Annotated in this window: 22 protein-coding genes and 2 tRNA genes; 12 read left to right on the plus strand and 12 right to left on the minus strand. The window is 65.2% G+C overall.

All coding sequences use genetic code 11. The annotated features are described in order from the left end of the window. Positions 1–88: 88 nt before the first annotated feature. A complete protein-coding gene (locus V473_RS09945; protein ID WP_066603278.1) occupies positions 89–484 on the plus strand; it encodes an MAPEG family protein in 396 nt (131 codons plus the stop codon). Here the strand turns inward: V473_RS09945 and V473_RS09950 are convergent. Beyond that, entirely contained in the window at positions 481–2,496 is a 2,016-nt protein-coding gene (locus tag V473_RS09950) for a putative bifunctional diguanylate cyclase/phosphodiesterase (RefSeq protein WP_066603280.1), read from the minus strand. The two genes, V473_RS09945 and V473_RS09950, sit on opposite strands and share 4 nt — an antisense overlap. Before the next feature lie 130 nt (positions 2,497–2,626). Here V473_RS09950 and moaA point away from each other — a divergent pair, with 130 nt between their 5' ends. The 3 genes from moaA (at position 2,627) to V473_RS09965 (ending at position 4,561) form a co-directional block, all read left to right on the plus strand. Continuing rightward, entirely contained in the window at positions 2,627–3,637 is a 1,011-nt protein-coding gene (moaA, locus tag V473_RS09955; RefSeq protein WP_066603282.1) for a GTP 3',8-cyclase MoaA, read from the plus strand. Next, positions 3,634–4,410 carry an NAD kinase gene (locus tag V473_RS09960; RefSeq protein WP_066603285.1) on the plus strand — a complete coding sequence of 259 codons (777 nt, stop codon included), beginning with the start codon at positions 3,634–3,636 and terminating at the stop codon, positions 4,408–4,410. Before moaA ends, V473_RS09960 begins: the two co-directional genes overlap by 4 nt. A 76-nt stretch (positions 4,411–4,486) precedes the next feature. Beyond that, positions 4,487–4,561 (plus strand) — tRNA-Asn (locus V473_RS09965). A 77-nt stretch (positions 4,562–4,638) separates the two neighbouring features. Here V473_RS09965 and V473_RS09970 read toward each other — a convergent pair. Further along, on the minus strand, positions 4,639–5,835 hold the full coding sequence (locus tag V473_RS09970) for an IS256 family transposase (protein WP_007684572.1): 1,197 nt from the start codon (positions 5,833–5,835) through the stop codon (positions 4,639–4,641). Between the two features lie 256 nt (positions 5,836–6,091). Between V473_RS09970 and V473_RS09975 the strand changes: the two genes are divergently transcribed. After that, a tRNA-Asn gene (locus V473_RS09975) sits at positions 6,092–6,166 on the plus strand. Positions 6,167–6,287: 121 nt separating this feature from the next. On the opposite strand, the gene V473_RS09980 is transcribed toward V473_RS09975, so the two are convergent. The 3 genes from V473_RS09980 to V473_RS09990 are packed head-to-tail and all read right to left on the minus strand — an operon-like array spanning position 6,288 to position 8,920. After that, the gene (locus tag V473_RS09980; protein WP_066603287.1) at positions 6,288–7,649 is read right to left on the minus strand and encodes an SPOR domain-containing protein; all 1,362 of its coding nucleotides are present in this window, start codon (positions 7,647–7,649) and stop codon (positions 6,288–6,290) included. 19 nt (positions 7,650–7,668) lie between these two features. Continuing rightward, positions 7,669–8,187 carry a hypothetical protein gene (locus V473_RS09985; protein WP_066603289.1) on the minus strand — a complete coding sequence of 173 codons (519 nt, stop codon included), beginning with the start codon at positions 8,185–8,187 and terminating at the stop codon, positions 7,669–7,671. Positions 8,188–8,200: 13 nt separating this feature from the next. Further along, a complete protein-coding gene (locus V473_RS09990) occupies positions 8,201–8,920 on the minus strand; it encodes a ParA family protein (protein WP_066603291.1) in 720 nt (239 codons plus the stop codon). A gap of 201 nt (positions 8,921–9,121) precedes the next feature. Between V473_RS09990 and V473_RS09995 the strand changes: the two genes are divergently transcribed. Beyond that, entirely contained in the window at positions 9,122–10,129 is a 1,008-nt protein-coding gene (locus V473_RS09995; protein WP_066605453.1) for an SPOR domain-containing protein, read from the plus strand. A 4-nt stretch (positions 10,130–10,133) separates the two neighbouring features. Here V473_RS09995 and gcvA read toward each other — a convergent pair whose 3' ends face one another. Continuing rightward, the gene (gcvA, locus tag V473_RS10000) at positions 10,134–11,033 is read right to left on the minus strand and encodes a transcriptional regulator GcvA (protein ID WP_066603293.1); all 900 of its coding nucleotides are present in this window, start codon (positions 11,031–11,033) and stop codon (positions 10,134–10,136) included. A gap of 87 nt (positions 11,034–11,120) precedes the next feature. Between gcvA and V473_RS10005 the strand changes: the two genes are divergently transcribed. Both V473_RS10005 and astD (V473_RS10010) read left to right on the plus strand, forming a co-directional pair. Continuing rightward, the gene (locus tag V473_RS10005) at positions 11,121–12,149 is read left to right on the plus strand and encodes a DUF1338 domain-containing protein (RefSeq protein WP_066603294.1); all 1,029 of its coding nucleotides are present in this window, start codon (positions 11,121–11,123) and stop codon (positions 12,147–12,149) included. 2 nt (positions 12,150–12,151) lie between these two features. Next, positions 12,152–13,555 carry a succinylglutamate-semialdehyde dehydrogenase gene (gene astD / locus V473_RS10010; RefSeq protein ID WP_066605455.1) on the plus strand — a complete coding sequence of 468 codons (1,404 nt, stop codon included), beginning with the start codon at positions 12,152–12,154 and terminating at the stop codon, positions 13,553–13,555. A 72-nt stretch (positions 13,556–13,627) separates the two neighbouring features. Here astD (V473_RS10010) and V473_RS24065 read toward each other — a convergent pair whose 3' ends face one another. The 6 genes from V473_RS24065 to V473_RS10035 form a co-directional block, all read right to left on the minus strand. Next, the gene (locus V473_RS24065) at positions 13,628–13,780 is read right to left on the minus strand and encodes a hypothetical protein (protein ID WP_169793934.1); all 153 of its coding nucleotides are present in this window, start codon (positions 13,778–13,780) and stop codon (positions 13,628–13,630) included. Between the two features lie 224 nt (positions 13,781–14,004). Next, a complete protein-coding gene (locus V473_RS10015; protein WP_066605457.1) occupies positions 14,005–14,385 on the minus strand; it encodes a VOC family protein in 381 nt (126 codons plus the stop codon). 425 nt (positions 14,386–14,810) lie between these two features. Continuing rightward, positions 14,811–15,026: a DUF2093 domain-containing protein gene (locus V473_RS10020; RefSeq protein ID WP_066603296.1), complete on the minus strand. Its 216-nt coding sequence runs from the start codon at positions 15,024–15,026 to the stop codon at positions 14,811–14,813. An 11-nt stretch (positions 15,027–15,037) separates the two neighbouring features. Further along, entirely contained in the window at positions 15,038–16,441 is a 1,404-nt protein-coding gene (locus V473_RS10025) for an NAD(P)H-dependent flavin oxidoreductase (RefSeq protein ID WP_066605459.1), read from the minus strand. A gap of 91 nt (positions 16,442–16,532) precedes the next feature. Further along, positions 16,533–17,663: a glycosyltransferase gene (locus V473_RS10030; RefSeq protein ID WP_066603298.1), complete on the minus strand. Its 1,131-nt coding sequence runs from the start codon at positions 17,661–17,663 to the stop codon at positions 16,533–16,535. Further along, positions 17,656–18,525: an alpha/beta fold hydrolase gene (locus tag V473_RS10035; protein ID WP_066603301.1), complete on the minus strand. Its 870-nt coding sequence runs from the start codon at positions 18,523–18,525 to the stop codon at positions 17,656–17,658. Before V473_RS10035 ends, V473_RS10030 begins: the two co-directional genes overlap by 8 nt. Before the next feature lie 37 nt (positions 18,526–18,562). Here V473_RS10035 and V473_RS10040 point away from each other — a divergent pair, with 37 nt between their 5' ends. The 4 genes from V473_RS10040 to V473_RS10055 all read left to right on the plus strand — a co-directional run bounded on the left by V473_RS10040 (position 18,563) and on the right by V473_RS10055 (position 22,630). Then, positions 18,563–19,960 carry a protein adenylyltransferase SelO family protein gene (locus V473_RS10040; RefSeq protein WP_066603303.1) on the plus strand — a complete coding sequence of 466 codons (1,398 nt, stop codon included), beginning with the start codon at positions 18,563–18,565 and terminating at the stop codon, positions 19,958–19,960. A gap of 65 nt (positions 19,961–20,025) precedes the next feature. Beyond that, a complete protein-coding gene (astD, locus tag V473_RS10045; protein ID WP_066603308.1) occupies positions 20,026–21,459 on the plus strand; it encodes a succinylglutamate-semialdehyde dehydrogenase in 1,434 nt (477 codons plus the stop codon). Positions 21,460–21,548: 89 nt separating this feature from the next. Continuing rightward, the gene (gene cobA, locus V473_RS10050) at positions 21,549–22,337 is read left to right on the plus strand and encodes a uroporphyrinogen-III C-methyltransferase (protein WP_066603310.1); all 789 of its coding nucleotides are present in this window, start codon (positions 21,549–21,551) and stop codon (positions 22,335–22,337) included. Beyond that, entirely contained in the window at positions 22,334–22,630 is a 297-nt protein-coding gene (locus V473_RS10055) for a DUF2849 domain-containing protein (protein WP_066603311.1), read from the plus strand. Before cobA ends, V473_RS10055 begins: the two co-directional genes overlap by 4 nt. The last annotated feature ends 1 nt before the right edge of the window (position 22,631 follow it).

Consider the following 22,631-nt stretch of genomic DNA (forward strand, 5'->3'; position numbering starts at 1 on the left):
CCGTGGCGCATCGCTGTGACCCAAGCGCGCTCTGTCCTACCTGATCCAGATGCGCTAAAATGATCTGACAAAAGGGGACAATATCATCATGCCCGTCGAAATCACGATCCTCGCCTGGTCCATGGTCCTGCTGCTGGTCCACATCTTCGCCGCGGCGCATGTGAAGACGAAGCAATATGGTCCCAAATGGAATATGGGCGCGCGCGACGAAAAACTGCCGCCGCTCCATCCCCTCGCCGGACGTCTCGTCCGCGCTGAGGCCAATTTCAAGGAAACCCTGCCCATCGCCATCGTCGCGCTGATCGGCGTGGTGGTGGCGGGCAAAACCAGCGAATGGACCGCCATGGGCGGTTGGATCTGGCTCGGCGCGAGGGTCGTCTATCTGCCGCTATATGCGGCGGGCGTCCCGGTGGTCCGCACCATCATCTTCCTGGCCAGTCTGGCGGGCATCCTGATTACCCTCTGGCCACTGTTAGGATTCTAACCCTTTAGCACCAGATTGACCAGGTCGGCGGACGACACCCCTGCCGAGCGCAGGAAGCCCTGATAATAGTCGCACCCTTCACGGGCGAGCAGATCCAGTTGCTCCTCCGTCTCCACCCCTTCGGCGATGACCTTCAACCCCAGCGATTTGGCCATGTGGATGACCCCGCGCACGATGATCCGGTCCCGCGCCGTGCCCGCAATATCCTGCGCCAGACCGCTGTCGATCTTAAGGAAATCGAGCGGCAGGCTCTTGAGATAGGCAAGGCTGGAATAGCCCGTGCCGAAATCGTCGATCGCGACCGCCAACCCTTCGGTCCGCAGCGCGGTCAACAGCGCGGCGGCGGCGTCCACATCCTCGATCAACCCGCTCTCGGTGATCTCCACCGTCAGCCGGGACCGTGGAAAGCCGCTGCGATCGACCAGCCCCAGCAGGCCGGGCATGAAGCCGGGCTGGGCGATGTCCGCCGCCGTGACGTTGATCGACAGGCGCAGGTCGGACAGCGCGCCGGGCCATGCCGCCGCCTGCCGCAGCGCCTCCGCCTGGATATGCGCCGACAGCGGCAACATATAGTCGGATCGTTCGGCGGTAGCGAACAATATGCCCGCCCCCAGCGGCCCATAATGGGGATGGTTCCACCGCGCCAGCGCCTCCACGCCGCTGATCTTGTCGCTATCGACCGGATATTGCGGTTGGAATACGATGCCGATCTCGCCCCGGTCCAGCGCCAGGCGCAGGTCCGTCTCCAGCCGGTCGGCGTCCACCTGACGGCTGTGCTTTTCCGCCGACAGAATGCGAATGCCCTCGCCGCCCGCCTGCCGCGCATCGGCCAGCGCCGTGCCCGCGCGGCGCAGCAACTGGGTCACGTCATCCTCGGCGCGCGCCTGCGCGATCCCGCACCGGGCGGTAAGGCGGATCAGATGATCGCCCGCGCTAAATGGCCGTCCGACCGCGCCAATCAACTGCCGCGCCAGGAAGGTCGCCCGGTCGCTGCCGGCCGCCTCACCGGTCAGCCCGATCAGAAATTCGGTGCCCGCGATGCGCGCGACCATTGCGCCGGGCGCGACATCGTCCACCATCCGCTCGATCCGTCGGGCGATCCGCCCCAGCAGCGCGTCGCCGACCACCTGGCCATAGGCGGCGTTCATGCGGTCGAATTGACTGATGGAGAGCAGCAATATGGTGGTGGCGAGGCCCGCCCGCCGGTCCAGCCAATCGAGCGCCGCCTGCCGCGATCGCAGCCCGGTCAGATGGTCGCGCGTCTCGCTTTCCCTGTCATGCCCGTCCGACAGCCATTCGACATCGGCAGCCAAGCCTCCGTCCGACAGCCGCAAATGATGCACCAGCCGCTGGCCGGGGCGGCCAGGCACACCATGCGCCAGCGCAGCGGGACGACCGGCGCGGATCATCGCCTTCAGTGCGACCAGCACCGCTCGCCGTTCCGACCGTGGCAATCGCCGCAGCAAGGCCGACGGGGCGATATGCGAATCGGCCAGGTCCAGATGCCGCGCCAGACTGTCGCTGAGCCGCAGCAGCGATCCGGCCCGCGTCAATTCCCAATAAAGCGCGTCGCCCCGCCTGATCCGCTGGGCGCGCTGGTTGTGGGCCACGCCCCCGCCCACACGCTCAACCAGCCGGTGCGCCGACGCCAGAGCGGCGTTGAGCGCCGCATCCGTCACCGGCCCCACCAGATAATGAGTCGCCCCCGCAGCCATCAACGCGGGCAATTGCCCCTGGTCCTGCGGATCGACCAGCACCAGCAATGCGCCGCCGCCCGCCTCCATCGGCGGCACCAGCGGCGACAGCAATCGCTGCGCCTGCCCGCCCGATCGCAGGTCGACCAGCGCGACCTGCGCCTCGCTATGCAAATAACGCTGTGGCGCGTCCTTGGCCCGCCGCGCGCCGATCGCGCGCCAGCCGATCCGTTGCGCGGCGTGGCACAGCCCGTCGCGATCGCCCGGCGACAGGATGAAAAGGCTGCGATGGCTGTCTGCGGTATGATCCCCGCTCACTTATATCTGTCCCCCGGCGCAGCGCATCGCTCCACCTTGTTGTCAGGCCTTAGCATCAAGCCGTTACCGACCTCTTGCGCCCCCCGCAACTTCGCTTGCGCAGGCCATGTCCATCGCCTAGCTAGTCGGCATGGCCATGGCCGATCCCTCACGCCCCCTAATGACCGACGGCCTAGGCCGCCGGATCAGCTATCTGCGCATTTCTGTGACCGATCGCTGCGACTTGCGCTGCCGCTATTGCATGGCGGAAAAGATGCAGTTCCTGCCCAAGAATCAGGTATTGACGCTGGAGGAGATCGCGCTGCTGGCCGATCTCTTCATCGCGCGCGGCATCCGCAAGATTCGCCTGACGGGTGGCGAGCCATTGGTCCGGCGCGATATCGGCGATCTGGTGCGCCGGATCGGACGGCGTATCGGCACGGGCCTGGATGAGTTGACCCTTACCACCAACGGCACGCGGCTGGTCGATCATGCGGAGATGCTGGCGGATGCGGGCGTGCGGCGGATCAATGTCAGCCTGGACAGCCGCGATCCCGAACGCTTCGCCCATGTCACCCGCGGCGGGAAGATTGATCAGGTCTTGGTCGGGCTGGACGCCGCGCGTGCCGCGGGGCTTGCGGTCAAGATCAACATGGTCGCGCTTAAGGGCGTCAATGACGATGAAATTCTGCCGATGCTGCGCTGGTGCGGCGAGCAGGGTTTCGACCTGACTCTGATCGAAACCATGCCGCTCGGCGATACCGGCGAGGATCGCACCGACCATTATCTGCCCCTGACACTGGTCGCCGACCGCATTCGCGCCGAACATGCGCTCACGCCCCTCTCCCACCGGACTGGCGGCCCTGCCCGCTATCATGCGGTCGAGGGGATGAGCATCAAACTGGGCGTCATCACCCCGCTCACCCAGAATTTCTGCGCCGACTGCAACCGTATCCGCATGACGTGCGAGGGCAAGATATTCATGTGCCTGGGCCATGAAGACCATGTCGACTTCAAGGAGGCCCTGCGCGAAGGCGGCCTGCCCGCCGTTGAGCCGCTGATCGACAGGGCGTTGCGGTTGAAGCCGGCCGCCCACGATTTCCGCATCGGCGCAGGCGAAGGCGCCGCCACGCGGCGGCATATGAGCGTTACCGGCGGATGAGCAGCGAACCGCGGCGCGCTCTGGTCGCGTCCCCCACCCAGGCCGCGCGGGCCGCGGAGGAGCGGCTGCGCGCCGCCTATGACTTCGTGGCCGTCGAGCAGGCCGAAATGATCATCGCGTTGGGCGGCGACGGCTTCATGCTCCAGACGCTCCATTCGATGCTGGAAGGGCGGCGGATCGTACCGATCTTTGGCATGAACCTGGGCACTGTCGGTTTCCTGATGAACGAATGGCGACTGGAACGGCTCGACCAGCGGCTGGAGAAGGCCAAGAGCTTCAAGGTCAATCCGCTGCGCATGACCGTGGATACGATCGATGGCGAGCGTTTCTCCATCCCCGCCATCAACGAAGTCTCCCTGCTGCGCGAAACCCGCCAGACCGCCAAGCTGGAGGTGCAGGTGAACGGCCGCACCGTGTTGCCCGAACTGGTGTGCGATGGCGTGTTGGTGGCGACCCCGGCCGGCTCCACCGCCTATAATCTATCCGCCCACGGTCCCATCCTGCCGCTGGGGTCCGCGCTCGTAGCCCTGACCCCTATCAGTCCGTTCCGTCCCCGACGGTGGCGCGGCGCCATCCTGCCCGAAAACACGGTCATCCGTTTCATCGTGCTCGATCCCGTGAAGCGACCGGTCAGCGCCGTGGCCGACCAACGCGAAGTGCGCGACATCGCGCAGGTGGAGATCGGCATCGACCGCGCGACCCCGCTAACATTGTTGTTCGACCCCGAACATACGCTGGACGACCGCATCGCCGCCGAACAATTCATCGCATAAATTTCCATCATTTGGCGCTTGCCATGGCGGGAAAGCCGCTGCTATAGGCGCGGCCTGCCCAGCGAAAGCGGGTTGCTCCCCGATAGCTCAGCGGTAGAGCATTCGACTGTTAATCGAATGGCCGTAGGTTCGAATCCTACTCGGGGAGCCACATTTGCCGGCCGACAGGGCGGGCATTTTTTTTGGTTGTGTGCGTCAAGTTCTGCAAATTGGCGGTCATGGTGCTGGTCATGCGGCTTTGCGTAGTTCGGTTTTCTTCTGCTCGCGCAGTTCGTCCATATTGAGGTAGCGGTTGGCTTCGAGCCAGTTTTCGTGGGTTTCGACGGCGAGTGCGCGGACCAGGCGCAGGCAGCTGGGGGCGTTGGGGAATATCCGCACGACATAGGTTCGCCGCCGGATTTCCTCATTGAAGCGTTCGAGCATGTTGGTGCTTTTCATGTGCTTGTGATGCCTGCGTGGCAGCCGGTAGAAGGAGAAGGTCTCCTCGATCGTCTCCTCGGCCCAGTCGGTGAGCCTGGGATATTTGGCGCTCCATCGGGCGAGCCACTGGGCGAGATCGGCGCGGGCCTCGGCGAGGTTGCGCCGGTCGTAGAGCCAGCGCAGTTCCTGCAGGCAGTCGTCGTCGGCCTTCCTTGGCAAGTGATCGAGCGCGTTCCTCAGGAAGTGCACGTAGCAGCGCTGGTATGCGGCGCCGGTCAGCACCTCGCGGATCGCCGCGCGCAGGCCGGCATGATCGTCGGCGACGACGAACTCGGTGCCATGCAGGCCCCGGTCACGCAGGCGCAGCAGGAAGTCCTTCCATGACGTGGCGCTCTCGCGATTGGCCATCTCCACGGCCAGTATCTGCCGCCTGCCGTCCCAGTCGATGCCGATCGCGATCAGCACCGCCTGGCTTCCAACCACGCCGCCTTCGCGCACTTTCTCGTAGCGGGCATCAAGGATCAGATAAGGGAACGGCTCGTCGAGGCGGCGCTGGGCAAAGGCCGCCAGGCTGCCATCGAGCTTCTTGTTGATCGCCGAGATCGTCGAGGCCGAGAAGGCATGGCCGCACAGCTCTTCGGTGATCGCCTTGACCTTGCGCGTCGAAACGCCCTGGACATACATCTCGGCCAGCGTCGCCACCAGCGCCTGCTCCGACCGCTGGTAGCGCTCGAACAGCTCGGTCGAGAAGCGCCCGGCACGGTCCTGCGGCACCCGCAGCTCCAGCTTGCCGACCCGCGTCACCAGCGTGCGCGGGTAATGCCCCGAACGGTAGCCGAGCCGCGCATCGCTGCGCTCGCTCTTGCCCGCGCCCAGCGCCTCGTCCATCTCGGCTTCCAGCATCGCCTGCATCACGCTGCGCACAATCTCGCGAAGCGCATCCGGCTCCTGCGCCAGCAACTCTTTGACAGCGGATACAGCAGGCTTAATCTCGGTCCTGGTCATGGCGGGTCTCCTCGGTGACGTTGAACATCACCAGCCTGCCATGACCGCCTCGCTCCTCAAGCGATTTTGCAGAACTTCACGCACACTACCTTTTTTTTCAAAAGATAGCGTCGTTGCGCCAACCCGCAGGCTAACTGCCCTGTCGTAAATCTCTGACATGAATTGACCTGATTTTTCGGTTGTCAGCCGCGCGATGCTCTTGCCATTTCCATTTCGCCGATGCATAGGCGCGGCCTGCCCGGCGAAATCCGGTCGTTCCCCGATAGCTCAGCGGTAGAGCATTCGACTGTTAATCGAATGGCCGTAGGTTCGAATCCTACTCGGGGAGCCATTTTGCCAACATCTTCAGCATCTTGATGCCGGTTCGATCCGTGATCGATTCGCCGCTCAAGAAAAAGCGCGCGAAGCCGGTGGGCTTCGCGCGCTCAGGGTCACGCTTGGGGGAGGAAGGTTCAGCGCGATGCGTATTGGCGGCCCTTGGCGGCGACGGCCCAGCGCTGCGGCGTCGCGCCAGGCGCGCCTTCGCGCACGAAGCACTGGCCGCTCCGCGCGCGGATCATCCGGCACGCCGTCATCGCGTCCGCCCGGCTGCCAAAGCCGCTGATGGCGAGCCGGTGATAGGTTTTGCCCTTGACCGTCGCCTGGCTGGTGAGCACCGGGAAGGCCGCCAGCGCGCCGCTGCGCCCGGCCATGCTCATCCATTTTTCCTTGGCGATCGCGGCATTGTCATACGCGCCCAGTTGCACCACCCAATTGCTGGCGCCGTTGGCGACCGGCTTGATGAACGCGGCCTGCTGCATCCGCGCGACCGGCGCGGCGGCGACGGCCGGCTGCCCCTTGGCGACGCGGCTCTTGGACAGAACCGGCTTGGCGTTGCCATCCTCGATGATGAAGTCGCGGACGGCGACGCGCGCAGGCGCGCGTTCCGCCCGCATGACGGGCGCGGAGACGACCACCGGCTGCGGCGCCGACGCGGCTTCCGCCACCTGCACCGGCGCTTCGGGCGGGGATTCCGGCAAGGGCGCTATGTCCGGCGCAGTCTGCGCCATTTCGATTGGCGCGGCGGCGGCGGCAGGCGCAAGCGCCAGGGCGACGGGCTGACCGGCATCGCCCTGATCGATCGTCACGCCCATCAGCGCGGCGACGCGCATCGGCGCTAAAGACGGCTCGGCGATCTGCGCCCAGTCGGAAATGCGCTTGTTCGCAGCCAGCGGCTCCAGATCCATGCCGACGATCATGCGCGCATCCTTCCAGCGACCGGCCAGCGCATAGGCATAGGCCAGGTTCTGGCGCGTGCGCGCGGTGGCGGATGGGTCATGGATCGCTTCGGACAAGATACGGACGCCTTCGGCCGTATCGCCCGTCATCGCCATCGCCAGACCATAGTCGCCGGCCGGCACGGTGCCGGCATTGGCGACCAACAAACTGCGCGCGCTGTCGGCACGGCCCTGCGCCACCTGCACCAGCGCCAGGCTGACGATCGTGCTGGCGTCGCTATTGCCCAGCGTCATCGCATCGCGCAACGCCGTCTCGGCCGATGCGAAGCGTCCGGCCAGCACATAGGCGCGGCCCAAAATCTGGCGATAGGCGGCATTTTGCGGCTGCAGCTGAACCACCGCTTCAGCGGCTTCCACAGCCTTGACGGCGTTACGGTCGGCCATCGCCTTTTCGGCGACGATGGCGAGCTTGCCCGGATTGCCCTTCTGCTGAACGGCTGAAGCCGACGGGCGGAAAGCCGCGCCGGTGCAACCCACCATGGTCGTGGCGACGAGTAAGGAAGACAGCGCCGCCTTTCCGAATGTCGTGCGTTTCATAAAATTACCCACCCTTCATTCACTGGCCGTCGCGCATGTGCGGCAGCTGCTGAGTCAGCCGGTCGATTTCCGGCAGGTTATTGAGAAGATCGTCCAGCGCCTGCGTCACGATTTGTTGGGCCGACCGGCCCGTGATCGCGCAGGCCAGCCGCAGTTTGAGATGCCGTTCGGCGTCGAGGCGCAGCGTAAAAGCGGCCTTGCGGTTGCGGGCGACGGCCTGAACCGGAGTCGCCTTCGCGGCCAGCCGCTTGGCCAAAACCTTGCGTTCCGTCACCACCGGCGGGACGGGAACGATCGGCGTCATCGGCGTCAGGCCGATCGGCGCGGCCGGCTCCTCGATCGGTGCGTGCACTGGCTCGACATCGAATCCCATGTCGTTCCAGCCCAGATCGTCCTGTTGCCCAAAGTCTTCTTGCTGCAACGCCGCGCTCGACGCACGGCCAAAGCCCAGCATCGGACGACGCATCGCAGGCTGGGCCGCGCCCTTGCGGGCCAGCAGGCCCGATGTCAGCGAAGCGAGCGGCTTGGGTTCGGCCATGGTCCTTGCTCCCTTACTGGCCGATCACGCGGCGGCCGAAGCCCGCGCTGGATGGACGGCTGGCGATCGTGCCGACGCTGCCCTGGGGCACGGAAAAGACCGTGCGGCGGAAATTCTTCTCCAGCCGGTCCGATACATAGGACCAGAGCGCCTCGACCTCGGCGGCGGAGCGACCCTTGGGATCGACCTCCATAACGGTGCGGCCATCGATCATCGATGCGGCGAAATCGGTGCGGTGATGCAGCGTCACCGGCGCGACCGTACCGTGCTGCGAAAGGGCGACGGCGGCTTCCGACGTGATGCGCGCCTTGGGCGTCGCGGCGTTGACGACGAAGATCAACGGCTTGCCGGCGCGTTCGCAAAGATCGACCGTGGCGCCCACGGCGCGCAGGTCATGCGGGCTGGGCCGGGTCGGCACGACGATCAGTTCCGCGACCGAAATGACGCTCTGGATCGCCATGGTGATAGCGGGCGGCGTATCGATGACGGCCAGCTTGAAGCCCTGCTGGCGCAATATCTCAAGGTCGGCGGCCAGGCGCGCGACGGTGGTCTGGGCGAAAGCGGGAAATTCCGCCTCGCGCTCGTTCCACCAATCGGCCAGCGACCCTTGCGGATCAATGTCGATCAGCACGACCGGGCCGGCGCCGGCACGTTGCGCCTGCACAGCCAGATGGCCCGACAAGGTGGTCTTGCCCGATCCGCCCTTTTGCGACGCCATTGCCAATATCCGCACGCACACCCCCCAGAAAATCCAGTTCCGGGTCGGATTGCCACGAGTGGCGCTAAAATTTGGTTAACTGCCCGCGAAACTTGATGACCCTGCGACGCCATGGTTAAGCTACTGTCCAGCATCTTGCCGTTGCGCTAACAAGACTTTAACCTTGTTTGGCCAATGCAGTTGCCCATGACGATTTTCGCACTGGAGCCTGCGCATATGAAGCATATCTGGGGAACGGCGGCGCTGGTCGCGATGCTGGGCGTCGCACTGCCTGCGCTGGCGGATGTAAAAACCGGCGTCGACGCCTGGCAGCAGGGCGATTACGCCAAGGCGATCGCCGAATGGCGGCCCCTGGCGCAATCGGGCGATCCCGATGCGCAATTCAATCTGGCCCAGGCCTATAAGCTGGGCCGCGGCGTGCAGCCCGACCTCAACAGCGCGATCGACTGGTATCGCAAGGCGGCGGCGCAGGGGCATTTGCGCGCCGAAGACAATCTGGGCCTGCTGATGTTCCAGCAGGGCGACCGCAGCGGCGCCATGCCCTATCTGCAACGCGCATCCATGCGCGGCGAACCGCGCGCGCAATATATCGTGGGCACCGCCCTGTTCAACGGCGACACGCTGGCCAAGGATTGGGTGCGGGCCTATGCGTTGATGACCCGCGCCTCCGCGTCGGGCCTGCCGCAGGCATCGACCAGCCTGGAGCAGATGGACAAATATATCCCCGAAGACCAGCGCAAGCAGGGCCTGGCCCTCGCCGCCAGCCTGGAAAAGGGCGACAAGAGCGTGACGCTGGCGCAAGCGGCTCCGCCACCGCCGCGCAGCAGCCAATCGGCTGTTCGCACGACGCAATTGCCGCCCTCTACGCCCAGCCAACCGACACCGGCGCTCGCTCCGCCCAGGCCCACTAGCCAGCAGGTCGCCGTCGCCAAGCCGAAGCCCGCGCCTGCGACCACGCGGCCTGCCGCGACGGCCCCAGCTCCCGCCGCTTCGGGCGGCTGGCGCGTCCAACTCGGCGCGTTCAGCGAGGAAGGCCGCGCTCGCACATTGTGGAGCCAACTCAGCGGCAAGGTGAAAGGCCTGTCCGCCTATCAGCCCTATTTGGTGAAGGCCGGCGCGGTGACCCGGCTCCAGGCCGGACCGCTCGCCAGCAGCAACGACGCCGCGCGCCTGTGCGGGGCGATCAAGGCCGCCGGCGGAGACTGTATGCCAAAGAAGATGTAAGGGTTCAGGCTCCCCGCGCCTGCTCCATCATCCAGTCTCGGAACTGGCCCAGCGCGCCCGTTCCCAACGCCCCGGTCGGATAGACCAGATAATAGGCCTGCTCGCTCGACAGCGGCCGGGCGAAGGGGATCACCAGCGTGCCTGCCTCCAGTTCCGGCTGGATCAGGAAACTGGGGATCAGCGCCACACCGCCCCCAGCCGCGCAGGCCTGCGCCAGCATCAGGAAATGCTCATAGGCTGGTCCCGGCGCCAACGCCGACGCATCCACCCCGGCGGCCGTCAGCCAGCGCCTCCAGGCATCGCGCCGCGAGATCTGGCTGAGTAGCGGCGCGTGTAACAGGTCCGCCGGTTCGCATAAGGGGTGCGCGGCGAGCCAGGCCGGCGCGCAGACCGGCACCGCCTCCTCCCGGAACAGAAAGTCCATGGCGACGCCGGGCCAGTCCGCTGCGACACCGAAATGGACAGCTGCATCGAACTCTTCATGGCCGAAGTCGAAGGGTTGCGAGCGGGCGGCGAAGTCGATCACCAGATCCGGGTGGCGCGCCGTCAGTTGCGGCAGGCGCGGCGCGAGCCAGCGCATTCCGAAGCTGGGCAGCGTTGCGACCCGCAGCGCGGTCTGCGACGGTCGCGCCGAGGCCCGCGCCGTCGCGCGGCGGATGGCGTCGAGCGCAGGCAGCACGTCGTCGGCATAGGCCCGCCCCCCTTCGTTCAGCCGCACCCGCCGCCCGATCCGGTCGAACAGGGGTGTCTGAAGCCAGTCCTCCAACTGCGCAATCTGGCGGCTGACCGCGCTCTGGGTCAGCCCGATTTCCTCGCCCGCCCGCGAAAAGCCCCCATGGCGCACCGCCGCCTCGAAAGCGGTCAGGGCCTGCATCGGCGGCAGATGTTTGCGCGATCCATTCATTCCAAATTCGCATCAACAGATGACAGGTCGCCATTTTGAAAATCCTGCCTATCTTGGCATAAGGGCGTTGTCATCCCGGAGCAATTCATGTCGATTGAGAATATGGGCAGCATAGAAGCATTGGTCGTTGCGAGCCTGGGCGCAGACGCGGGCCGCCAGACGCTGGACAGGCTGGCGATCGAACCTGCGCTGCTGGCGCAGCACGGCGACACCGTCTCGCGCGCCGCCTTCGCCATGGCGTTGAACGTCGCCCTGTTCGCCGACCTGTTGCGCCGGGTGCCGAGCGGCGACGCCTATGTCACCGACACAGTGGCGCGCGGCGGCAAGGTCATATTCGACCACGGCGCGCTCCGCTCGATCCGCTTCCCCAATGGCCCGACCGGCGCCCTGCCCGGCGGCGAGGATGCCTTCACCCGCATCTTCCTTCCCTTGGGCTATACAATGGCGGCCATCTATCCGCTCGACCGGCTGAAGATGACGGGCCGCGCCTACCGCCATAGCGACTTCCCCGAAGCGATCCCGCAATTCTTCCTGTCCGAACTGCATGTCGATCGGTTCGACGCGGAATTTGCCGAGGCCGCCGGCCGCGTCTTCGGCACATCGCGCGATCCGCTGAACGATCAGGCGAAAGACGTACTCGCGCGCTATGAAGGCGATTCACCTGTCCAACTCGTTGACGCAATCGCCGCGCTGCCGGTGATCCTCTCCGCCTTCGACCGTCAGCATGAAGCGCCCGTTTTCGCCGATTATCAGCTATTGCTGTCCCGCTCCAACGAGGCTGCCTGGATCGCGACAGAGGGCAATGGATTCAACCATGCGACCGACCGGGTGGCCGATGTCGCCGCCCTCGCCGAACGGCTCAAGGGGGAGGATCGGCCGATGAAGGCGAAGCTGGAAGTCTCCGCAACCGGCCGTGTGCGCCAGACCGCCTTCCGCGCCGACAGCGTGGAACGGCTCTTTGCCGACGGAGAATTGCGGCAGGTGCCCGGCTCCTTCTACGAATTCATCAGCCGCGATATCGATCCCGCGACGGGCAGGCTCGACCTCGCCTTCGACACCGGCAATGCGACCGGTATCTTCGCCATGACGAGCGCGCAAGAAAGCGCAGTACGGTGAGCCTGATGCTCCAGTCCTTCGATCCGGCGTCACGCGAACTGGTCTGGGAAGGCCCGGCCGCAAACGCCGACGATTGCCACCGCGCCATCGCCACCGCCCATGCCGCCCTGCCCGGCTGGCGCGCCCTGCCAGTGGACGATCGCATCGCCATCGCCCGCCGCTATGCGCAGATATTGGCGGAACGGCGCGCGACGCTGGCCGAACTCATCGCCCGCGAAACGGGCAAATTGCTCTGGGAAAGCGACGCCGAAATCGGGTCGATGATCGCCAAGGTCGATGTGTCGATCAAGGCCCATGCCGAGCGCACCGGCGAGCGCGCCGCCGACATGCCCTTCGGCCGCGCCGTGCTGCGCCATCGCGGCCATGGCGTGATGGCGGTGCTTGGCCCCTATAATTTCCCCGGCCACCTGCCCAATGGCCATATCGTCCCCGCCCTGATCGCGGGCAATGCGGTGGTTTTCAAGCCTTCGGAGATCACCCCGGCCACCGGCGCCGCCATGGCCGATGCCTGGGCGGCGGCGGGACTGCCCGATGGGCTGTTGACCGTGGTCCAGGGCGGCCGCGCCACCGGCGAGGCGCTGGTCGCGGGCGACATCGACGGGCTGCTGTTCACCGGATCGGCGGGCGCAGGCGCGGCGCTGCGCCGCGCGCTGGTCGATCGCCCCCATGTCGTCATGGCGCTGGAATTGGGGGGCAATAATCCGCTGATCGCCTGGGACAGCCCGGAAGCGGCCGCTTCGATCATCATCAATTCCGCCTTCATCACCACCGGCCAGCGCTGTTCCTGCGCCCGTCGGCTGATCCTGCCGGAAGGCGCGACCGGCGACGCGATCGTGGAGGCTACCGCCGCGCTCGCCGCACAACTCCCGATCGCCGCGTGGAATGAGCCGGGCGACGCCTTCATGGGGCCATTGGTGTCGGACCAGGCCGCCGCCGCATCGCACCGCGCCGTCAGCGACCTGATCGCGCGCGGCGCGCGGGTGATCCGCCCCTTTGGCGGGGTGCAAGGCCGCAGCGCCGCCTTCGTCACGCCCGCCCTGCTCGACCTCACTGGCGTCGATGCGCCCGATGCGGAGATTTTCGCGCCCGTCCTCACGGTTATTCGCGTGCCCGATTTCAACGCCGCGATCGCCGCCGCCAACGCGACCAGCTTCGGCCTGTCCGCTGGCCTCATCTCGCAGGACGAGGCGCTATGGCAGCGCGTGGTCGAGGAAAGCCGCGCCGGCGTGGTGAACCGCAACCGGCCGACCACGGGCGCGGCAGGCAACATGCCGTTTGGCGGCCTGGGCGCATCGGGCAATCACCGCCCCAGTGCCTATTATGCCGCGGACTATTGCGCCTATCCCATCGCCAGTTTCGAAGCCGACGGCGTGATGGCGGTGCCGGTCACCGGCTTGAGCGGCTGAGACGGTCGCCCGCACCGTCGGTCAAACGGCGCGGGCGGCTGAGTGGATAGAGTTTCCCGAACGGACCTGGATTCAAAGCCCTAGTCGCGCCCAGAAATCATCGGGGGCGATCGCTCCACCCGCAGACTTGCGCTCGACGCGGGTCCAGGACGAATGGGGCAGATAGACATGGCTGTCCGTCTGGGCGCGATGGGGTTGGCGGGAGCGTATTGTTTTGCGAGTCATCGTCTTCTCCTCCAAGCAAGGGAACACGAAACCTGGCGTCGTCGCTTCGGCACCGTGCGCTTTAGCCGTTGGTGACGCGGAGCAAGCTGACATCCTTCAAAAGCCGCGGAGCATGATGCCCGCCACTCTATCTATCGATCTGATTGAGAAAGTCGATATAGCTTTGCTTGGGGGGCGGCCAGTCTTGTTTGGCCATCCAATCGCAAACCAATCGAAGCGGCGGATCAGCCTATGCGATGCAACCCGCACAATTTGTTGCCCGCCGGATCGCGCAGATAGGCGAGATACAGCTTGCCGAAGCCGCCTTCGCGCACGCCGGGCGGATCTTCACAGGTCGCGCCGCCCGCTGCCACACCTGCTGCGTGCCAAGCGTCCGCCTGTTCGGGCGAGGCCATGGTGAAACCGATCGTCCCGCCATTTGCATGACAGGCCGACGCACCGTCGATCGGCTTGGTCACCAGAAACAAGGCATTGTCATGCATGTAGATGGCCCGGCCCATGTCGTCGAAAAACCCAGGCTTCGCACCGATCGCACCGAATATGGCGTCATAGAAGGCCTTGGACGCCTCCATATCGTTGGCACCCACCATGATGTGGCTGAACATCATCATCTCCAATTATGCAGAACTACAGGATGCATGGACGCAACATGGCAGCACCCATAGACGTGGCACGGGGCGCTCAATCCAGACAATGACCCCGACGAAAGCGCGGTCAGGCGGGAGATCCCGCCGCAGGAATCAGAAGATCGTGCTGTAGAGGAACCAGCCCACGATCAGCAGGCTCGACACGATGCAAATACGATCACCAAAGACGTCGATACGAGACATCAGAAAAACATCCTTCCACATGTAGCGCTCTACGTCGCCTCTGAGAAAAGATTACATCAGTTTTCACCGTATCGGAATAGCAAAGTTGCGACCAATCACCTTATTGAGACGCTGAACCGATGTTCAGCACCTCTTGAAAGCGATTTAGGCCAGCCCACCCCGTCTGGCGGACAGGCTGGCGTCGCTTTAACGGCCGTTATTTATCGGAAATCCGGCCCGCGATGCAGCAGGAAGGACCGAGTCGCTTCCTCCGGCCCACGATAGGCTTCCTGAAACTCGGCGCTCCAATATTTCAGGTCTTCCAGATCGATTCGCGCGCCGGATACGGCGCACAGCACGAACTGCCCCGGTTGCACGATATCGAAATGCGGCGTGTCATAGCGCAGCACCGCCAGACCCTGAATATCCCCGATCATCGCCGACGCCGTCAATCGCCGGTCAGGATACGGTCGACCAGTTGCTTTACGGTCGGCACGAACCCGTTGGAGTAGAAAGGATCCTGCTTGAACTTATAGGCGCCATGGCCCGCAAAGATCAGATTCTGATCGAGGTCGCCGCCATGCACCGCTTCCTGCAACGCCTTCTGGATGCAGAAGCTGCGCGGGTCGGCCAAGCGTCCGGTGGAGTTGGTTTCGCTGTCCATCCAGGACGAGAAGGAACATTGGCTGAGGCAGCCCATGCAGTCCGTCTGGTCCTTGCGGATGACGCCCTTTTCCTCTTCGCCCACGAACACCAGCGTATTGTCGGGCGTCTTGAGCGCGGCGGTGAAGCCCTGCCCCACCCATTCGCGCGCGCGGGTCAGATCACCCAGCGTGACCCAGAAATTCTTGCCCTTCACGCCCACGTCGAGCTGGTGGGTATGGTCGCCCGCCTGTTCGGTGCTGAACGGTATCTGCCGTTCCGAGCGCGCCTCAAGCTGGCGCAGGAACGGATTGCGCACCGCCGAGCTGTAGAAGCCGGTCGGCGAGAATTTATGGAGCAGGACATCGCCGGGATTGAGCTGGGTCAACCGATCCTTCCACTCCTGCGGGATCGGGCTTTCCTGCGTCAGCAGCGGCCGGGTGCCGAACTGGAAGGCGATCGCGCCTAGTTCGGGATTGTCGATCCAGTCGTTCCAGTCCTTGAGCGCCCACACGCCGCCCGCCATCACGATCGGCACATCGTCCGAAATGCCGCCTTCGCGCATCGTATCGCGCAGCGCCTTGACGCGGGGATAGGGGTCCTGGGGCACCTTGGGGTCTTCGGCATTGGACAGGCCATTATGGCCGCCCGCCAGCCAGGGGTCTTCATAGACCACCGCCGCCAACCATTCCGACGCCTTCGAATAGGCCCGCTTCCACAGCGCGCGAAAGGCGCGGCCGGAGGATACGATGGGCAGATAGCTGACATTGTAGGAGGCCGCGATCTCCGACAGCTTATAGGGCATACCCGCGCCGCAGGTGACGCCCGCCACCATGCCCTTGGTCTTTTCCAGCACGCCGTGCAGGATGCGCTGAGCGCCGCCCATTTCCCACAGCACGTTGATGTTGATCGCGCCCTTGCCGCCCGCAATCTCATAGGCGCGCTTCACCTGTTCGACTGCGCCGTCGATGGCGTAGGCGACCAGTTCCTCATGGCGATCGCGGCGGGTACGGCCGTGGTAGATTTGGGGGATGACGTTGCCGAAACTGTCATAGCTGTCGGCATTGACCGCCGACACCGTGCCGATGCCGCCTGCGGCCGCCCAGGCGCCCGAACTGGCATGGTTGGACACGGCAACGCCCTTGCCGCCTTCGACCAGCGGCCAGACTTCACGGCCACCATAGACGATGGGCTTCAACCCCTTGAACAACGACATCTCCCGCAAAAACGGCCCGGCCCCCTCGACCGGGTAAAAGCGACCCTATAGCAGCTTTGGCTGTCTATGACGAATTTGGCGCGCCCTAGCGCAAAATCATGGGGCTGGCCAGTGCCTCGCCATAAAGGCGTGCATAAGCGTTTACCATGTCGCCTTCGGCATAATCGCGCGTCGCGCGGGCGCGGTTGGCAGCGCCCAGCCGGGCGCGCAGATCAGCGTCGCCAGCCAGCGTCGCCAGCGCGTCCGACAACCCTTGCTCATCCGCCACCACGAAAGCCCGATTTTCCGGCGCGACCATGTTGGCGACGTCGCCGACATCCATGGACGCCGCGGGCACGCCGGCCGCCATCGCCTCCACCAGCGATATCGGGAATTGCTCGCTGTCGGAGGATAAAGCGAAGATATCGAACAGGCCGACGAAGCGCCAGGGGCGGTCCATGAAGCCAGCCATATGGATATCGTCCAGACCGAGCGCAGCCGCCTGCGCCAGGATCGCGTCGCGCTCCGGCCCCTCGCCCACCACAACCAGTTGCAGCCGATCCCTGTGCGCCGCGACGGCGCGGACCAGGCGCGGGATGTTCTTGACCGGCCGCAACCCCGCCAGCGTGCCGACCAGCAGTTTGCCCGGCGTGCGGACGAGGCCGGGAATGGCGTCCGCCGCGGGCGGCGCGGCATAGCGGGCGACATCGATGCCGTTGCGGATCAGATGCACTTTGCCTGCCGGTTGCTTCCATACCGACCGCGCAATGGTTTCCAGCCGTACCGACGGCACCACCATCGCATGTGCGCGTTGCAGTCCGAGCCGACGGAAGAGGTTGCGTTTGACTTTCAACCCATCGGTTTCGTCGGCGTTGAAGCCGTCCTCATGATGGATGAGCGGCGGCAGGCCGGCCGAAGCCCCGGCCAGCCGATGCGCCATGACCGCGTCCATCGATCCCCAATTATAGGTCAGGACCAGGTCGAACCGCTTGAGGAAGGCGGTGATAACCTTGTACCGGGCAAGCCCCGGCTTGCCCGCGAAAGACGGCCCGTCGGGAAAATCGACGTCGAGCCCCGAATCGATCGCGTCGCGCGCGCCCATGGCGGCGGGGTCGGCGCTGACGATGCTATGGCGCGCCTTGTCGCCCCAGATGTTCATCAGCCGCACCGCGCGCGCTTCTTTGCCGCCCAAGGTGAAGCTGCCATGGACGTGGAGAATATGCGGCCGCTCAATCATGGAGGACGCGGTCCAGCAACCGGTCGATCGCGGCGACGCTTTCCGGCTCGTCCAGCGCAGGGGCATGGCCGACGCCAGGCACCGTCGCCAGTTCGACGCTGTCGCCGATCCCGTCCGCCATGCGCTGCGCCGTGGCGGCGGACAGCAGGTCGGATCGCTCGCCGCGCAGCAACAGGGTCGGGACGCCCTGGAACGCCTGCATCACCGGCCACATGTCGACGCCCGCCTCACTGCCCATGGCGCGGATCGGTTCGGCGATCTTCATATCATAGTCCAGCACGACGCGCCCGCCGCTGTTCAGGCGATAGAGGCGCTTAGCCATGGCAAGCCATTGTTCCAGGTCATAGCCGGGATAGACGTCGCCATTGGCCTCGGCCAGGGCGCGGGCGGCATGGACCCAGGTCGGGTGCGACTGGCCCACCCCGACATAGGATCGGATGCGCGCCAGCCCGCCTTCGTCCAGCACTGGTCCCACATCATTGAGCAGCGCGCCCGCCAGCCATTCCTTGTGCGTGGCGGCTATCAACATGGTGATGACGCCGCCCAGCGATGTGCCGACCGCCACGAAACGGGTGATGGCCAAGTCGGCCAGCAAGCGACTGATATCCTGCAAATAGGTCAGCGGGACATAGGTCATCGCATCCTTGGCATAGGCGCTTTCGGCGCGGCCGCGCATGTCGGGGCAGATCAGCCGCCATTCGCCCGCCAGGCGCCCGGCCAGCGGTTCGAAATCACGGGCGTTGCGGGTCAGCCCCGGCAGGCAAAGCAAGGGCGGACGGCCGTCATCGCCGCCGTGATAATCCCGATAATGGAGTCGCAGCCCGTCGGGCGACCACCAATATCCATCGTTATAGCCGCTCAAGCTTGATCCTTCTGGTGACCTTCCCCCATATCGCCTTATGAACCAGACGCTGCAAGCCGCCATTTATCGCCCCGCCACCGAAATCGACGCGCTGATGCCCGACATCGCCGATCCGGTCGCGGCGGCGGACTTTCCACAGACGATCCTGCGCTACCGCAACGACAGGGCCGCTGCCTTCGTGGGGCTGGACGGGTTGAGCGACGCGGAATGGGTTGCGCATTTCGGCCGTTTTGAGCCGCTGGAAGGCGGCCTGCCGCGCCCGCTGGCGCTGCGCTACCATGGCCATCAGTTCCGCCATTATAATCCCGATATCGGCGACGGCCGCGGTTTCCTGTTCGCCCAGTTGCGCGACGATGCCGGCCGTTTGTTGGATCTGGGCACCAAGGGAACGGGCCAGACACCTTATAGCCGCTTTGGCGACGGCCGGCTGACCCTGAAGGGCGGCGTGCGCGAGATATTGGCGACCGAGATGCTGGAGGCGCTGGGCGTCACCACGTCCAAGACTTTTTCCATCATCGAGACGGGCGAGGCGCTGGAGCGCAACGACGAACCCTCCCCCACCCGCGGCGCGGCGATGGTGCGCCTGAGCCATTCGCATATCCGCATCGGATCGTTTCAGCGCGCCGCATTTCACGACGACAAGGCGCTGCTGGCGAAGCTGACCGACTATGCCCTCACTCGCCTCTATGGCGAGGAACCGGGCGACAATCCGCCGGCGCAATTGCTGGGTCTGGTGGTCGAACGCGCCGCCGACCTCGCCGCCAGCTACATGGTCGCAGGCTTCGTCCATGGCGTGCTCAACAGCGACAATATCAACATCACCGGCGAGAGTTTCGATTATGGACCGTGGCGCTTCACCCCGTTGTGGGACGCCAATTTCACCGCCGCCTATTTCGACCATCAGGGGCTTTACGCCTTCGGGCGGCAGGCCGAAGCGATCCATTGGGACGTCGCGCAACTGGCGGTGTCGCTTCGACCGCTGGTGGAGGCGCCGGCGCTGATCGCGCAACTGGAGCGGTTCCCGGCACTTTATGGCGACGCGATGCAACGGCGTTTTTGCTGGCGGCTGGGCGTTGAGGGAGCAGAGCCGGGCGCGATGATCGAGGCGGCCGTGCGCGGCATGGTGACGACCGGTATGCCGATCGACCGCTTCTTTCACGACTGCCGCGGCGGCATGGCGCGCGACGCCGCATCCTATGGCGATGCCGCCTGGGCGCCGTTTCGCGAGGCGATTACGGGCTTGGCCGCCATTCCCGGCGCGAAGGCGCATCCCTATTGGTCGGACGAGGTGCCCTGCTCCATGCATATCGAGGAGGTTGAGGCCATCTGGAGCGCCATCGACAAGGATGACGACTGGGTGCCGCTCCACGCCAAAGTCGCGGCGATCCGGCGGATGGGGGAGGCGCTTGGGAAGCCGCCCGGCCCCACGGCCTAAGTACGACGAGTCGAGAGCGCATCCCTCTTCTTTCCTTAACCAATTTCCGTCATAGCTCTCTCCAAATGGTCGCGCCGCTTACATCCCATGAACCCGCCACCGGCGCTCTGCTCTGGCAGGGCGAGACGGGCGATGTCGATGCGGAGGTTTCCCGCGCCCGCGCCGCATGGCCGAAATGGGCGGCGCAACCCATCGCCTATCGCATCGAAACGCTGCGGCGCTTCGTCAATGTCGTGCGTCGCAACGAAGACGCCCTGGCCGACCTGATCGCGCGCGAAACCGGCAAGCCGTTATGGGACGCCCGCAACGAAGTGCATGCGGTGATGGGCAAGGTCGATGTCAGCGTCGCCGCCTACTCCGAACGCACCGGCCAGCGCCGGCTGGAAGCGGCGCTGGGCGCGCGCCAGTCGGTGCGGCACAAGCCCCATGGCGTCATGGCGGTGCTTGGTCCCTATAATTTCCCCGCGCATTTGCCCAACGGCCATATCATTCCCGCGCTGCTGGCGGGCAACGCCGTGGTGTTCAAGCCGTCGGAAAAGACGCCGGCGGTGGGCGAGATGATGGTCAAGCTCTATCATGAGGCAGGCGTGCCGGTGGATGCGATCCGACTGCTGCTCGGCGGGCCAGACGTGGGCAAGGCGCTCGGCGCCCATCCCGATGTTGGTGGCATCCTCTTCACGGGATCGGCCCAGACCGGCATCGCGATCAACCGCCAATATGCCGCGCAGCCGTCCAAGATATTGGCGCTGGAAATGGGCGGCAATAACCCGATCATCGTGTGGGACACGCCAGAAATCAACGCCGCCGCGACGCTGGTGGTCCAATCGGCTTTCATGAGCAGCGGCCAGCGCTGCACCGCCGCCAGCCGCCTGATCGTGCGCGACAGCATCGCCGACCGGCTGATCGCGGAAGTCAAGAAGCTGGCCGACCGGCTGATCGTCGATCATCCCCATGCCGACCCCACGCCCTATATGGGTCCGGTGATCGACAATCCGACCGCCGACGGGCTGACGGAGAGTTTCCTTTACCTGATGAGCAATGGTGGCCGACCGATCAAGCATATGGTCCGGCCGCACAAGGGCTTGCCCTTCCTCAGCCCGGCAATCATCGATGTGACCGCGATGAAGGAGCGGCCCGACGTGGAATTGTTCGGCCCGTTGCTCCAGGTCATCCGCGTTGCTGACTTTGGCGATGCGATCGCGGAGGCCAACAACACCCGCTATGGCCTCTCCGCATCGTTGATCGGCGGGTCGCCCGAACAATATAATCAGTTCTGGGCCAATATCCGCGCGGGCGTGGTCAACTGGAACCGGCCGACCAATGGCGCCTCTTCCTCGGCGCCCTTCGGCGGCACTGGCATATCGGGCAACCACCGCCCCAGCGCCTATTACGCCGCCGATTATTGCGCCTATCCGGTGGTGTCGGCGGAAATCGAAACGCCCCGCGCCTCGATCGGCGTAGGCCTCAAGGACATCGACGTCAGCGTGATGGGCGATTGAGCCGCCCAATATTTCCCCAAAACATTTCCTAGTCCCCGCCATACCCATTCTGAATTGAACTTTGGCTGCGCCTTCGCCATCTGGCCACTATGGCTGATAAAGCATCTTCGACAGTGCAGTTGGTAGGCGCTGGACCGGGCGATCCGGATCTGCTGACCATCAAGGCTGCGCGCCTGATCGCGCAGGCGGACGTCATCGTGCATGACGGGCTGGTGTCGGACGCTATATTGGCGCTCGCTTCTCCTCATGCCGAGCTGATTTCCGTCGCCAAGCAGCGCAGTCGCCATTCGATGCCGCAGGAGGCTATCAACGCCCTGCTGGTCGATCTGGCGCGCGAAGGCCGCAACGTCGTGCGGTTGAAGGGTGGCGATCCGTTCATCTTTGGTCGCGGCGGCGAGGAGGTCGATGCCTGCCGCGCCGCTGGCGTGTCGGTAGAAGTCGTAGCCGGCATCAGCGCTGCGATCGGCAGCGCTGCGATGGCGCAATTGCCGCTCACCCACCGCGAAGCGTCCAGCGCGGTCAGCTTCGTCGCGGGCCAGTGCAAGGGGCTGACAGACCAGGACTGGTCGGGCCTGGCGGGTCGGGGCCGCACGCTCGTCATCTACATGGGCGTCGCGACCGCAGGCGAAATCGCCGACAAGTTGATGGCGGATGGCGTGTCCCCTGCGATCCCCGTCGCGGTGCTGGAAAATGGCACGCGCGCCGACATGCGGACGCTGCGCACCCTGCTCGCCGATCTGGGTGACATGGTGGCGCGCGAGAATGTGGTTAGCCCGGCCCTGATCGTGGTCGGCGACGTCGCGACCCATGCGCTGGCGCGCGACGTGCTGGCGAATTGGGCCGCAATAGGGGAGAATATTTCGGAGATGCGTTCGTGAAGATATTGACCGGCAACGATCTTGTGAGCGGCGACGTCATCTGGTGGGCAGGCGACGGCTGGTCGCGCCAGGTCGGCGACAGCGCCGATGTGGGTGAGCGCGGCGACGACCTTGCCCGCACGGAGGAAGCCGCGCTGCGCGTGGTCGGCGCTTATGTGATCGATGCGACCGTTTCTGACGATGGCGTGCGCCCGGCCCATATCAAGGACCGTATCCGCGCGCTCGGCCCCACCGTGCGCCCCGACCTGACGCTGAAACCGAATGACGCCGACGCCGGCAACTGGGTGATCTGAA

This window comes from Sphingobium cupriresistens LL01, assembly GCF_001046645.1.
Taxonomy (GTDB): Bacteria; Pseudomonadota; Alphaproteobacteria; order Sphingomonadales; family Sphingomonadaceae; genus Sphingobium; species Sphingobium cupriresistens.

Excerpts from the sequence above, each read along its gene's own strand:
- V473_RS09985 (WP_066603289.1), bottom strand. The coding sequence starts at position 8,187 with ATGGCCGAACCCAAGCCGCTCGCTTCGCTGACATCGGGCCTGCTGGCC.
- gcvA (WP_066603293.1), bottom strand. The coding sequence starts at position 11,033 with ATGAATGGATCGCGCAAACATCTGCCGCCGATGCAGGCCCTGACCGCT.
- V473_RS10020 (WP_066603296.1), bottom strand. The coding sequence starts at position 15,026 with ATGATCGGGGATATTCAGGGTCTGGCGGTGCTGCGCTATGACACGCCG.
- astD (WP_066603308.1), top strand. The coding sequence starts at position 20,026 with ATGGTCGCGCCGCTTACATCCCATGAACCCGCCACCGGCGCTCTGCTC.
- V473_RS09980 (WP_066603287.1), bottom strand. The coding sequence starts at position 7,649 with ATGAAACGCACGACATTCGGAAAGGCGGCGCTGTCTTCCTTACTCGTC.
- cobA (WP_066603310.1), top strand. The coding sequence starts at position 21,549 with ATGGCTGATAAAGCATCTTCGACAGTGCAGTTGGTAGGCGCTGGACCG.
- V473_RS10030 (WP_066603298.1), bottom strand. The coding sequence starts at position 17,663 with ATGATTGAGCGGCCGCATATTCTCCACGTCCATGGCAGCTTCACCTTG.
- V473_RS10040 (WP_066603303.1), top strand. The coding sequence starts at position 18,563 with ATGAACCAGACGCTGCAAGCCGCCATTTATCGCCCCGCCACCGAAATC.
- moaA (WP_066603282.1), top strand. The coding sequence starts at position 2,627 with ATGGCCATGGCCGATCCCTCACGCCCCCTAATGACCGACGGCCTAGGC.
- V473_RS09995 (WP_066605453.1), top strand. The coding sequence starts at position 9,122 with ATGAAGCATATCTGGGGAACGGCGGCGCTGGTCGCGATGCTGGGCGTC.
- V473_RS09960 (WP_066603285.1), top strand. The coding sequence starts at position 3,634 with ATGAGCAGCGAACCGCGGCGCGCTCTGGTCGCGTCCCCCACCCAGGCC.
- V473_RS09945 (WP_066603278.1), top strand. The coding sequence starts at position 89 with ATGCCCGTCGAAATCACGATCCTCGCCTGGTCCATGGTCCTGCTGCTG.
- V473_RS09970 (WP_007684572.1), bottom strand. The coding sequence starts at position 5,835 with ATGACCAGGACCGAGATTAAGCCTGCTGTATCCGCTGTCAAAGAGTTG.
- V473_RS24065 (WP_169793934.1), bottom strand. The coding sequence starts at position 13,780 with ATGACTCGCAAAACAATACGCTCCCGCCAACCCCATCGCGCCCAGACG.
- V473_RS10005 (WP_066603294.1), top strand. The coding sequence starts at position 11,121 with ATGTCGATTGAGAATATGGGCAGCATAGAAGCATTGGTCGTTGCGAGC.
- V473_RS10015 (WP_066605457.1), bottom strand. The coding sequence starts at position 14,385 with ATGTTCAGCCACATCATGGTGGGTGCCAACGATATGGAGGCGTCCAAG.